12 protein-coding genes and 1 tRNA gene are annotated in these 12,069 nt (G+C 47.4%); 6 read left to right on the forward strand and 7 right to left on the reverse strand.

Annotated features, from left to right (window positions below):
* Nucleotides 1–13: 13 nt before the first annotated feature.
* The 7 genes from AC2204_RS10605 to hemA all read right to left on the reverse strand — a co-directional run bounded on the left by AC2204_RS10605 (nucleotide 14) and on the right by hemA (nucleotide 6,868).
* Entirely contained in the window at nucleotides 14–1,270 is a 1,257-nt protein-coding gene (locus AC2204_RS10605; protein WP_318925460.1) for an aromatic amino acid transport family protein, read from the reverse strand.
* 306 nt (nucleotides 1,271–1,576) lie between these two features.
* A complete protein-coding gene (kdsA, locus tag AC2204_RS10610; RefSeq protein ID WP_318925461.1) occupies nucleotides 1,577–2,431 on the reverse strand; it encodes a 3-deoxy-8-phosphooctulonate synthase in 855 nt (284 codons plus the stop codon).
* Between the two features lie 19 nt (nucleotides 2,432–2,450).
* Nucleotides 2,451–3,260, reverse strand: coding sequence for a SirB1 family protein (locus tag AC2204_RS10615; protein WP_318925462.1), 810 nt, complete (start codon nucleotides 3,258–3,260; stop codon nucleotides 2,451–2,453).
* Between the two features lie 3 nt (nucleotides 3,261–3,263).
* The gene (locus AC2204_RS10620) at nucleotides 3,264–3,644 is read right to left on the reverse strand and encodes a SirB2 family protein (protein ID WP_318925463.1); all 381 of its coding nucleotides are present in this window, start codon (nucleotides 3,642–3,644) and stop codon (nucleotides 3,264–3,266) included.
* Between the two features lie 12 nt (nucleotides 3,645–3,656).
* Nucleotides 3,657–4,505 carry a peptide chain release factor N(5)-glutamine methyltransferase gene (gene prmC, locus AC2204_RS10625; protein WP_318925464.1) on the reverse strand — a complete coding sequence of 283 codons (849 nt, stop codon included), beginning with the start codon at nucleotides 4,503–4,505 and terminating at the stop codon, nucleotides 3,657–3,659.
* A complete protein-coding gene (prfA, locus tag AC2204_RS10630) occupies nucleotides 4,505–5,593 on the reverse strand; it encodes a peptide chain release factor 1 (RefSeq protein WP_318925465.1) in 1,089 nt (362 codons plus the stop codon). Before prfA ends, prmC begins: the two co-directional genes overlap by 1 nt.
* A gap of 12 nt (nucleotides 5,594–5,605) precedes the next feature.
* Nucleotides 5,606–6,868 (reverse strand): glutamyl-tRNA reductase, encoded by a 1,263-nt coding sequence (hemA, locus tag AC2204_RS10635; RefSeq protein ID WP_318925466.1) that lies wholly within the window; start codon nucleotides 6,866–6,868, stop codon nucleotides 5,606–5,608.
* A 234-nt stretch (nucleotides 6,869–7,102) separates the two neighbouring features.
* Here hemA and lolB point away from each other — a divergent pair, with 234 nt between their 5' ends.
* From lolB to AC2204_RS10665, 6 genes are all read left to right on the forward strand, one after another.
* Entirely contained in the window at nucleotides 7,103–7,768 is a 666-nt protein-coding gene (gene lolB / locus AC2204_RS10640) for a lipoprotein insertase outer membrane protein LolB (RefSeq protein ID WP_318925467.1), read from the forward strand.
* Nucleotides 7,765–8,658: a 4-(cytidine 5'-diphospho)-2-C-methyl-D-erythritol kinase gene (gene ispE / locus AC2204_RS10645; RefSeq protein WP_318925468.1), complete on the forward strand. Its 894-nt coding sequence runs from the start codon at nucleotides 7,765–7,767 to the stop codon at nucleotides 8,656–8,658. Before lolB ends, ispE begins: the two co-directional genes overlap by 4 nt.
* A 32-nt stretch (nucleotides 8,659–8,690) precedes the next feature.
* Entirely contained in the window at nucleotides 8,691–9,638 is a 948-nt protein-coding gene (locus tag AC2204_RS10650) for a ribose-phosphate pyrophosphokinase (RefSeq protein WP_318925469.1), read from the forward strand.
* A gap of 280 nt (nucleotides 9,639–9,918) precedes the next feature.
* Nucleotides 9,919–10,509 (forward strand): aminoacyl-tRNA hydrolase, encoded by a 591-nt coding sequence (gene pth / locus AC2204_RS10655; RefSeq protein WP_318925470.1) that lies wholly within the window; start codon nucleotides 9,919–9,921, stop codon nucleotides 10,507–10,509.
* A gap of 21 nt (nucleotides 10,510–10,530) precedes the next feature.
* Nucleotides 10,531–11,622, forward strand: a complete 1,092-nt coding sequence (gene ychF, locus AC2204_RS10660; protein ID WP_318925471.1) for a redox-regulated ATPase YchF — start codon at nucleotides 10,531–10,533, stop codon at nucleotides 11,620–11,622.
* A gap of 308 nt (nucleotides 11,623–11,930) precedes the next feature.
* Nucleotides 11,931–12,007: transfer RNA gene (locus AC2204_RS10665), tRNA-Met, on the forward strand.
* Nucleotides 12,008–12,069 lie beyond the last annotated feature (62 nt).

The following is a 12,069-nucleotide window of genomic DNA, read 5'->3' on the forward strand; positions in this document are numbered from 1 at the left end:
CCTAGGCTAAGCCTCAGACAAGATTAAACACAATCGCAGATACAGCCAACAACCCCATCACCAGAATAAAATAAGTGCTGATCTTGCCACGATAGCGCTGCAACGCTTTCACTTTATATACTGCAATCATTGGCATGATAAACAAAATCATCGCAATGACAGGGCCAGAGAAAGCTTCCATCATGCCTAGAATACTCGGGTTCAACACTGCGGCTCCCCAAATACTGAAGAACATAAATGCAATACCTAACCAGTCCGCTTGCTTAGCACTTAACAGAGATTGCTTTTTCAGCATGCCGTTTAAACTTTCCCGGGCGCCTAAAAAATGCCCCAAAAAAGAGGATGAAATCGCAATAAAGGCAATCAATGGCCCGAATGCCACAATAACCTGGCTGTCATGGACATTCGCCAGATACGACAGTACTGATACGTTTTGCGCTTTCGCTTCCAGCAGCTGCTCGGGGCTTAAACTCAGTACACACGAGAAAACAAAGAACAGGACAAATGAAATCAGCATTACCGAGGTACGCTTTAAGATCTGCTCTGCTTTAACCGTGGCTTGTGAACCATAATGACGACGCTGTGCCCCCGAAAAACTAGAAATAGCCGCAGCATGACTGAACGCAAAAACCGTCACAGGAACAGCTAACCACAATGTTGTCGATAACTGGCCAAAATCCAATGGGCTCGATATTTCAGGTAAGTGCCAGTTAGGTATTAAGTAAATCGATAGCCCGGCCAGAATAAGAGCCAATGGATAAACGATAACCTCAAAGGCTCTCAGCATCACTTTTTCACCTGCCATCATGATCGCGATCATGCTGAAAACCAATCCGCCAGATAGCAGTACTCGTGGGGGTGACACCATTTCTAATTGATTGACCATAAAACTGTCAACGGTATTGGTAAGGCCAACGCCATAGATCAACAAAATGGGAAAGATAGAGAGAAAATACAGGATTGAAATAATACGCCCTGTTGATGTACCAAAATGCTCTTCAACCACTTCGGTAAAATCCGCTTCAGGGCGAGACGAGGAAAGAACAAACCGTGCCAATCCGCGATGAGAAAAATAGGTCATCGGGCCTGCAAGTAGCGCCATTACCACTAATGGCCAAAAGCCGCCGGCACCAATATTAATCGGTAAGAATAAAATCCCGGCTCCAACTGCGGTACCAAATAAGCTCAGCATCCAGCTGGTATCATGGCTATTCCAACGAGATCGCGATACTGACTCATTGCCTAAGGGTATATCTTGATATAATGACACGTAACATCCAACTTCTACGAAATTTATTCAGGGCGAAGTATACAGTTACAGAATTTAATTCTCACAGAGCGGGCGTGACAGATATCACTCCCTCAATAGCCTATATATAGGTGCATCATCCAATATCTTCCTGATGAATAATTAATATCACCATTAACAGAGCGGCAACTAGTGAGATCATCCGAATTTTACTAATTGATAATATTTTATATAAGCAACCAAGATCGTTTGAAATAGAATCAACTCAAAAAAAACGGCTAAGCAGAATTCTCTACTTAACCGTCTAGTTTTTAAGCTGTTATCAACTTATTGAATATCAATGTGCTCAAAGCTTTTAATCAGATCATCGAGTTGTTTGATCTGCGCCAGGAACGGCTCTAGCTTGTCTAATGGGAAAGCCGACGGGCCATCACAACGTGCTTGATCCGGTGTCGGGTGCGCTTCCATAAACAGACCTGCAATACCTGCGGCAATACCCGAGCGTGCCAGATCAATCGTTTGTTCACGACGGCCACCCGATGCCGCACCCAGTGGATCACGGCATTGCAGTGCATGGGTTACGTCAAAGATGATCGGGCTGCCTTTCGAGGCTTTCTTCATCACATCAAAGCCAAGCATATCGACAACCAGGTTATCGTAGCCATGCAGGACGCCGCGCTCACATAAGATCACATTGTCGTTGCCACACTCAGCAAACTTCTCAACAATATTACCAACCTGACCGGGACTCATAAACTGAGGTTTTTTGGCATTGATCACCGCACCGGTTTTCGCCATCGCTTCAACCAGATCAGTCTGGCGCGCCAGGAAAGCGGGCAGCTGAATAACATCCACCACATCTGCGACAGGTTGCGCCTGATGAATTTCGTGGATGTCAGTGATGATCTTCACGCCAAAGGTATCTTTCAGTTCCTGAAAAATTTTCAGCCCTTCATCCATACCCGGACCGCGGTATGAATGCACCGATGAGCGGTTTGCTTTATCGAAAGAAGCCTTGAAAACGTAAGGAATACCTAATTTATTGGTTACTTCAACGTAATGCTCACAGATCTGCATAGCCAGATCACGAGACTCAAGCACGTTCATACCACCGAACAAGACAAAGGGCTTGTCGTTAGCTACGTCAATGTCACCAATACGAACAACTTTTTGTTCCATCATGTTTATCTTCTCGTGTTAATTAATGCAGGGTAAGGGGCTCTTCATTTAACGCCAGAACCTGCAACTTAAGCAATTCTGCCGCCGGATCTTCCGGGCATTGCTCGATGAAATAAGCATAATCCGTCGCTGCGGCATGGCTGCAATCTAACTGCTGGTAGATATAGCCACGATCGCGGATTTCATGCGGATCGTCCGGACGGATAGATAAGGCTAAGTCACTGCAACGCAAAGCATCGGTATAATGCTCTTCGCGTAATAGTGCGCTTTTCAGCACCGTTAGCCAGCGAGCCAGAATATCTTTGTTATCTGCCGTGGCGAAATGCTCATCTTTGAGTTCCGAAAACGGTCCCCTATAACCGATGAGCCAACCTCGCAAGGTACGTAAGCTGATATATTCGCCATCAAAGGGGTTGATGAACTGCTGTTCACCATCGAACCAATTAACTTTCAGAATGTACTGAGTCGGAAAGCCAACGCTGGTTACCGGTAACTCCAGATGACGGGCTAAGTATAGAAAAATCGCACCAAGGCTGACCGGGATCCCTTTTTTGCGCTGCAGTACTTTATCCAGCAATGCATTTTCAGAAGAGAAATATTGCTGATTATCGCCATGAAATCCCCATTCACGATAAAATAGTCGCAACAGGCCTTCAAGCCGCAGTCTTGGGTTTGGCTCATCCATCAACGCCTGTTCAGCTTCCTGGGCAAGCCTCTTCAGCTGCATACGAACCCAACCGATAGGAAAAGCCGGTTCGACAGCGGCTGTAATTTCCATCGCCCCTTCCACCAGTTCCATCTGATCCAACTCGTCATCATTAAACGGCAACATGCATTACCCCAGAAATGACGTTTTTGTTACTGCTATATTTGCGGCCGCCATCACCCAACCTAATGCCCCGAAGAAAGCAAAGGTCTTAAATACCTTGTTCTTGCCGTATCTCAGGGTAAAGAAGCCTAGTGCAATATAAGCTAATACGCAGCTCAGTTTCTGGGTAAGCCAGCTACCGGTTTCGGTGAAAGGCATGATCCCCGTGATCATAATAAGTCCGATGCCGGACAATAGCAGTACGGTATCAACCACATGTGGTGTGACTTTGAGGAATTTTTTCTCCGTCAGCTGAGAATTCGCCATCATCAGGCAATAACGGGTAACAAACAGTAATACACTTAATGCAATTGCTGCCATGTGAAGATCTATCATTACATTGTACATTTTTTTCTCTCTCTATCCTTGCCAGCAGCCCATGGTGACTCGATCGAGCCCTGCATAGTCTTGTGCTGTTGATACCAGGTTATAACCCAGTTCCTGTAGAATGGTGCGTACCGCTTTTCCTTGCTCAAAGCCGTGTTCCATCAGCAACCAACCTCCGGGCTGCAGGTATTGACGTCCTTGCTCGCTGATAATCTGAATATCAGCCAGGCCATTATCGTCAGCAACCAAGGCACTTTTCGGCTCAAACCGCACATCGCCCTGAGATAAGTGGGGATCAGCTTCATCAATGTAGGGGGGATTACTGACAATAACCGCAAACTGTGCGGTTTCAGCCAACGGGGTATACCAGCTTCCGGCGAGAAAGCGGGCATTACGAATATCTAACCGTTCGCTATTTTCCGTCGCCAGTGCCGCCGTTTCAGGGCGAAGATCAATTCCCGTCACCTCAACATCAGCACGCTCTGAAGCTATCGCTAGCGCAATGGCACCGGTTCCCGTGCCTAAATCTAATACCGAACAGGGCTGGGCCGGAATTTTCTCCAAGGCCAGTTCAACCAGACGCTCGGTATCTGGCCGCGGGATCAGCGTCGACGGCGAGACTTTCAGCGGCAGTGACCAAAATTCACGTTCACCAAGAATGTAAGCCACCGGCTCACCCGCCAGGCGCCGCTTTACTAATGCATCAAATGCCGCGCATTGCTCTTGTTCCAGCCTTTTTTCAGGCCAGGTTAGCAAGTAGCTACGGGGCTTATCGAGTACATGGCACAGCAATACCGCCGCATCTAACTGCGGGCTGTCAGAGCCCGCCTGCGTTAATTGTAAAACGGTCTGCTTTATCAGCGCTTCGATGCTGAGTGACATTACTGTTGCTCAGCCATTGCCGCTAGCTGATCGGCCTGATATTCCTGTAATACCGGTTGGATCAGGCTATCGAGATCACCTTCCATCACTTCATTCAAACGGTAAAGGGTCAGGGTAATACGGTGATCCGAAACACGGCCTTGCGGGTAGTTGTAGGTGCGAATACGGTCAGAACGATCACCCGAACCTAACAGGTTGCGACGGGTACTGGCTTCTGCTGCATGACGTCTTTCTTCTTCCGCTTTGATGATACGTGCGGCCAGTACTGACATCGCTTTCGCTTTGTTCTTATGCTGTGAACGCTCATCCTGACACTCAACCACAATACCGGTTGGCAAGTGCGTAATACGAATCGCCGAATCGGTGGTGTTAACGTGCTGACCACCTGCGCCTGATGAACGGAACGTATCGATTTTCAGATCGCCCGAGTTAATTTCAGGAATTTCAGCTTCTGGTACTTCAGGCAAGACCGCAACCGTACAGGCAGAGGTATGCACACGGCCCTGAGATTCTGTCGCAGGTACACGCTGAACACGGTGGCCACCTGATTCAAATTTCAAAATACCGTATGCGCCATCGCCATTGACCTTGGCGATCATTTCTTTATAGCCGCCCTGCTCTGAGCTATTGGCATTCATAACTTCAATACGCCAGCCGCGGCTCTCTGCATACCGGCTGTACATGCGGAACAGATCACCGGCAAAGATGCCCGCTTCATCACCACCGGCACCGGCGCGTATTTCAATAAAGCAGTTACGCTCATCATTCGGGTCTTTGGGGATCAGCAATACCTGCAGTTCATCTTCTAACCGAAGAATGCTGGCTTTGGCTTCTTTGACTTCTTCCTGCGCCATTTCACGCATTTCAGGATCGTCTTCATTGGCCATTTCTTCCGCCTCAACAAGATCCTCTTGAGCTTGCTGATAAGCCTTGAAGCACACCGTGATCTCTTCTAGCTGAGAATACTCTTTAGACAGGGCACGGAACTTATTTTGATCGCCGATGATACCGGGATCACCAAGCAAATGCTGAACTTCTTCGTAACGCTCAACCAGGGTTTCTAATTTAACTAAAATTGATGAATTCATAGGATCTTTAAATTAACTTTTAATCGAGTCCAAGCCCAGACTTTCACGAATAACAGACAGTTTTTCCGGTTCACCATTGTGAGCCGCCTGCTGCATCGCACGGGTTGGCGCATGAATGAGTTTATTGGTCAGTTTGTTACTTAACTCGGCCAGTACTTTTTCTGGCGCAGCGCCATTGGCTATCGCCTGCAAACTACGGTTAAGCATGTCATTTTTAATTTCGTCGGCATAACATCGGTACTGACGAATACTGTCGACGGCTTCGAGTGAACGCAACCAACTCATAAAGGCGGCGCTTTCCTCGCTCACAATGGCTTCAGCCTGAATCGCAGCGACTTTCCGTTGTTCCTGGTTCTTTTCAACAATACTGTGCAGATCATCGACGGAATACAGATAAGCATCGTTCAGATCACCGACCTCTGCTTCAATATCCCTCGGTACCGCAATATCAACCAACAGCATTGGCTGATGGCGGCGGAGCTTAATCGCATTTCCCACCATACCTTTACCGACAATCGGTAACGGGCTGGCCGTCGAGCTGATCACAATGTCAGCACGGTGCAAATGTTCTGGAATGTCGGGCAGACCAATCACTTCCGCGCCAAATTCATTGGCCAGACCTGCGGCCCGTTCTTTGCTACGGTTCGCTACAATTAACTGATTGCAACCCTGCTCAACTAAATGACGGGCAACCAGATCAATGGTTTCCCCCGCTCCAATCAACAGCACTGTCGCTTCAGACAACGATTCGAAAATTTGCTTCGCAAGTGTACAGGCCGCAAAAGCCACCGACACCGCATTACCGCCAATATCGGTTTCAGTACGGACACGTTTCGCAACCGTAAATGTTTTGTGGAACAGTTTTTCCAGCATGCCATGAACAGCTTCTTGCTCTCGTGAGTCAGAATAAGCCTGCTTTACCTGGCCTAGGATTTGTGGCTCGCCAAGTACTAAAGAGTCCAGTCCGCATGCCACACGCATCAGATGACGTGCCGCCGCCTGTTCTTCATGAAAATATAAACTGGGCATCAACTCCTCCGCGGAGAGCTGATGAAAATGAGTCAGCCAGTCAATCATGATACCCGGCCCTGGCTGTGTCACATCGCAGTACACTTCCGTACGATTACAAGTAGATAAAATGATGCCACTCGTCACTGCAGGGTGAGCTTCTAACTGCTGTAAGGCTTCAGTCAGTTTATCTGGTGAAAAAGCCACTTTTTCACGCAGATCGACAGAAGCCGTTTTATGGTTAATTCCTAATGCAAGCAGGGTCATGGAGACGGTGTACCAACTTCGCCGATGAAATGATCTAAGGCAGGATTTTACTTGATGCCCCACAGTAATAAAAGGAGCCATGTGTAATCAATACGGCATAGCCACACATTTGTAGGATTTTAAGGGCGATTATTTTATCCCAATCGTGATTATTTTTATGATATTACGCTTTTATTTGGCTTATTGGGCAATTAGGGATATTGTTGCGACAAACCAATCAGCGAATCGTTAGATATGCCCGCAACCTCCTCGTTTCGATTTTTTCAAGGTCGATCTGTTCTGGATCGAAGCCCTCATGTTCGTGCATGGCGTTTCATTGGTATTTCATTTATTCTTTCTCTCATCGTTGGCTGCGCCCAGCAACTGCCTCTCGTGACTCAGACAGACTGGCAAAGCCATGAACAGGCCCTTCAGTACCTGAACCACTATAAAGCAACAGGGAAACTTGGCTATAAAGGCCCGGAACAGCGCTTTGGTGCCAACCTCTTATGGCAAACAGCGCCTGAGGCTGATCGCCTGTTACTGACTAATTTTTTGGGTAAGACCTTACTCAAGCTCGATACGACACCGACCAGAGCAACGTTGATTTCCCATGAAGGCAAACGTTATGACGGTTCAAATGCCTCCGTACTGGTACGTGATCTAACCGGTATCAACCTCCCCATTGAACAAATGCGTGACTGGTTGATCGGACTGCCGACAGACGCTGATTCCTATCAGCTCAATGGTGATAATCGCCTCGCCTCTCTGGCCAAACAAATTGACCAACAATTATGGCTGGTGGATTATCAGGAATACAACTATTCCATAACGCCCTCGCTTCCCAAGCGCATCATTTTAAAACAAGACAAGCAACATATTACTCTCGTCATCAATAAGTGGGATTTAACACCGCAATGAGCCACACCATGCCCCCCCGCAACCCAATATTGAACCGTACAACAAGCTGGCCTGCACCGGCTAAGTTGAATTTGTTTCTTTACATCACCGGTCGTCGTCCGAACGGCTACCATGAGCTGCAAACGCTGTTTCAGTTTTTAGATCACGGCGATACGCTGACCATAACGGCTAACGATTCAGATGTTATAAATCTGACACCGCCCATTGATGGCGTCGCAACCGAAGAAAATTTGATTTATCGTGCTGCCGATGCCCTGCGCAAAGCGGCGAACCTTAAAGCAGGGGCCGATATTCATATCGATAAGATCCTGCCAATGGGGGGCGGCTTGGGTGGTGGCTCTTCGGATGCGGCAACCACGCTGGTTGCCCTTAATTATTTATGGCAAACCAAACTCAGTGTCGATCAATTGGCAGACATTGGAGTCACTCTAGGTGCTGATGTGCCGGTTTTTGTCCGTGGTTTTAGCGCATTCGCAGAAGGCATTGGTGAACAGTTACACCCTGCCGAGCCGGATGAAAAATGGTTCTTAATCGCAAAACCGGATGTCAGCATTGCCACTGGCGATATTTTCACCCACCCGGATTTGCCCCGAAATACACAAAAACGCAGCCTGAAGGCCCTTTTAGAGGGGGTTTACGAAAACGATTGCGAAAAAATCGTCAGAAGACTGCACCCCGAGGTTGATAAGGCGCTTTCGTGGCTGTTAGAATATGCGCCGTCGAGATTGACTGGCACTGGCGCTTGTGTGTTTGCTGAATTTAGCACTTATCAAGAAGCCGATGCAATACTGAAAAAATTACCTGACTGGCTCCAAGGATTTGTCGCAAAAGGTGTCAACACATCTCCCCTATTGACAACCTTGAACACACTTTCCACGGAATGTCAGTAACTACAACTTGGACGCAACCTGAGGTTTCCACCGTGCCTGATATGAAGCTGTTTGCTGGTAACGCAACACCAGAACTAGCCCAACGCATTGCTGACCGTCTATACATTTCACTAGGAGACGCGACAGTTAACCGTTTTTCCGATGGTGAAGTGTGTGTTCAGATTAATGAAAATGTTCGTGGTAGTGACGTATTCATTATTCAATCAACTTGTGCTCCAACCAATGACAATTTAATGGAATTGGTTGTGATGATCGATGCGCTACGCCGTGCTTCTGCAGGCCGTATTACCGCTGTTATTCCTTACTTCGGTTATGCTCGCCAAGACCGCCGTGTCCGTTCTGCTCGTGTGCCTATTACGGCTAAAGTTGTAGCAGATTTCCTTTCTAACGTCGGTGTTGACCGTGTTCTGACCGTTGACCTGCACGCAGAGCAAATCCAAGGCTTCTTCGATGTTCCTGTCGACAACGTCTTCGGCAGCCCTGTTCTTCTAGAAGACATCCTGGCGAAAAAACTGGAAGATCCAGTGGTTGTTTCTCCAGACATCGGCGGTGTTGTTCGTGCACGTGCTATTGCAAAGCTGCTTGATGACACAGATATCGCTATTATCGATAAACGCCGTCCACGCGCGAATGTTTCTCAGGTAATGCACCTGATCGGTGACGTTGAAGGCCGTGACTGTGTGATTGTTGATGACATGATCGATACTGGCGGTACACTGTGTAAAGCTGCTGAAGCGCTTAAAGAGCGTGGTGCTAAGCGTGTATTCGCTTACGCAACTCACCCTGTCTTCTCTGGTAACGCTGCTCAGAACATCAGAGAGTCAGTGATTGACGAAGTTATCGTAACCGATTCAATCCCTCTTTCTCAGGAATTGCTAGATACCGGCCGTGTTTCGGTACTCACTCTTTCAGGCATGCTGGCCGAAGCTATTCGCCGTATCAGCAACGAAGAGTCTATTTCTGCTATGTTCGAACATTAATCGCTGATCAACCAGTCGTTTCAGCTCTCAGCGGCTTCGCTCCAGAGTCATGAGATGAACGGTGATAAGCATTAAATCGAACAGGCGATGAACCGCAAACGCCTCGCACTATGCGAGGCGTTTTTTATTGGTTGCTTTAACAATTGCGCTGATCATACCAATCTGAGTCAGATTGGTATAACATATCGCGCGTTTTGAGCCCTGATACCAATCGCATTTAATGCCTGATAATTTCTTGGCTCTGCTTTAATATGATTGGTATATGACTAGAGAGACAAGCGTGAGTAACAATATTCGTCTATTGGTAGGTCTGGCCAACCCAGGTCCGGAGTATGCTAGAACCCGCCACAATGCGGGAGCGTGGGTGGTGGAAGAGCTTGCTCGTGTTCATAATATTAACCTGCGAGAAGACCCTAAATACTTTGGCCGAACCGGTCGGATCACCACTGACGGTCACGATCTTCGCTTGTTGATCCCTAGCACTTTTATGAACCTGTCAGGGAAATCTGTGGCAGCGCTGGCTAAATTTTTTCAAATTCAGCCCGAAGAGATCTTAGTGGCACATGATGAACTGGACTTGCCTCCGGGTGTCGCTAAATACAAAAAAGGCGGCGGTCACGGTGGTCACAATGGTCTGCGTGACATCATCAGCAAAATGGGTAATAACAAAGAATTCTATCGTCTGCGTGTCGGTATCGGACACCCCGGCGACAAAAGCAAAGTCACAGGCTTTGTGTTGGGTAAAGCGCCAGCCAAAGAGCAGGAAAATATCGATGCCGCTGTTGATGAAGCAGTACGTTGTATGGATATACTGTTAAAAGATGGGCTGAACAAAGCGCAAAATCGACTACATTCATTCAAAGCAGAATAATCACCAAAAGGGTTTCCAACCATGGGTTTTAAATGCGGTATCGTGGGTCTGCCAAACGTTGGTAAGTCCACACTATTCAACGCCTTAACCAAAGCGGGTATCGAAGCAGCAAACTTCCCGTTCTGTACTATCGAACCGAACACCGGCGTTGTACCTGTGCCAGATCTTCGTTTGGATGCACTGGCGGAGATTGTTAAACCACAACGAATTCTGCCAACAACAATGGAATTCGTAGACATCGCAGGTCTGGTTGCCGGCGCATCAAAAGGGGAAGGTCTAGGTAACAAATTCCTGGCTAACATCCGTGAAACTGACGCAATTGGTCACGTTGTGCGCTGTTTTGAAGATGACAACATTGTTCACGTTGCAGGCAGAATAAACCCGCTCGATGATATTGAAGTTATCAATCTTGAGCTGGCACTGGCTGATCTAGATACCTGTGAACGTGCTATCTTCCGTCAGGCGAAAAAAGCAAAAGGCGGCGATAGCGATGCTAAATTCGAAACCGCTGTACTTGAAAAGCTACTGCCTACTTTAACTGAAGGCGGCATGGTTCGTTCGGTCGAGCTGAGTAAAGAAGAGCTGGCGGCGGTTGATTACCTCCACTTCCTAACAGCTAAGCCAACTATGTATATCGCAAACGTCAGCGAAGATGGTTTCGAAGATAACGAATACCTCGAGATGGTTCGTGAATATGCCGCCAAAGAAAATGCGGTTGTCGTGCCAGTTTGTGCTGCTATCGAGTCTGAAATTGCCGAACTTGATGATGCCGATCGCGAAGAGTTCCTTGCCGATATGGGTATTGAAGAACCTGGCCTGAACCGTGTGATCCGTTCTGGTTACGAACTGCTGACGCTGCAAACCTACTTTACGGCAGGTGTGAAAGAAGTACGAGCATGGACGATTCCTGTCGGTGCGACAGCACCGCAAGCTGCAGGTAAGATCCACACCGATTTCGAAAAAGGCTTCATCCGTGCAGAAGTGGTCGGTTACGATGCTTTTATCGAGTTCAAAGGTGAAAACGGTGCTAAAGATGCCGGTAAATGGCGCCTTGAAGGCAAAGATTACATCGTTAAAGATGGCGATGTTGTCCACTTCCGCTTTAACGTATAAAGCAAAAGCGTATAAATATCGGCAATTCAGTGTCTGATTATGATAAGCCAGTAGAAATACTGGCTTATTTTATATGGTTCCGACAGCGAGCAGTGCAATGGCCCCCTCTCAATTTTGTCAATTTTATGTTGAAAAAGTGGTTTTGAGTTTGCCATTTACACATTTCGTCCAAATAACAATCGAACAAACAAATTTTCGATAGATATCGAAAAAAACTGTTGACGGTTTTTGCTGGTATGAGCATAATGCGCCCCGTTCCCAAGACAGTGGACAGCTAAAAACACCGTCGTTAGGAACAAAAAAAAGATGGCTACGTAGCTCAGTTGGTTAGAGCACATCACTCATAATGATGGGGTCACAGGTTCGAATCCCGTCGTAGCCACCATCTTCACTCTCTGAAGTGAAGCATCGCAAGATGTAAAAATACCAGATGCGGAAGTGGCGGAA

The sequence above is a fragment of the Photobacterium sp. genome, assembly GCF_057456235.1.

Excerpts from the sequence above, each read along its gene's own strand:
- prmC (WP_318925464.1), bottom strand. The coding sequence starts at position 4,505 with ATGTCACTCAGCATCGAAGCGCTGATAAAGCAGACCGTTTTACAATTA.
- kdsA (WP_318925461.1), bottom strand. The coding sequence starts at position 2,431 with ATGATGGAACAAAAAGTTGTTCGTATTGGTGACATTGACGTAGCTAAC.
- AC2204_RS10615 (WP_318925462.1), bottom strand. The coding sequence starts at position 3,260 with ATGTTGCCGTTTAATGATGACGAGTTGGATCAGATGGAACTGGTGGAA.
- hemA (WP_318925466.1), bottom strand. The coding sequence starts at position 6,868 with ATGACCCTGCTTGCATTAGGAATTAACCATAAAACGGCTTCTGTCGAT.
- prfA (WP_318925465.1), bottom strand. The coding sequence starts at position 5,593 with ATGAATTCATCAATTTTAGTTAAATTAGAAACCCTGGTTGAGCGTTAC.
- ychF (WP_318925471.1), top strand. The coding sequence starts at position 10,531 with ATGGGTTTTAAATGCGGTATCGTGGGTCTGCCAAACGTTGGTAAGTCC.
- ispE (WP_318925468.1), top strand. The coding sequence starts at position 7,765 with ATGAGCCACACCATGCCCCCCCGCAACCCAATATTGAACCGTACAACA.
- AC2204_RS10620 (WP_318925463.1), bottom strand. The coding sequence starts at position 3,644 with ATGTACAATGTAATGATAGATCTTCACATGGCAGCAATTGCATTAAGT.
- lolB (WP_318925467.1), top strand. The coding sequence starts at position 7,103 with ATGCCCGCAACCTCCTCGTTTCGATTTTTTCAAGGTCGATCTGTTCTG.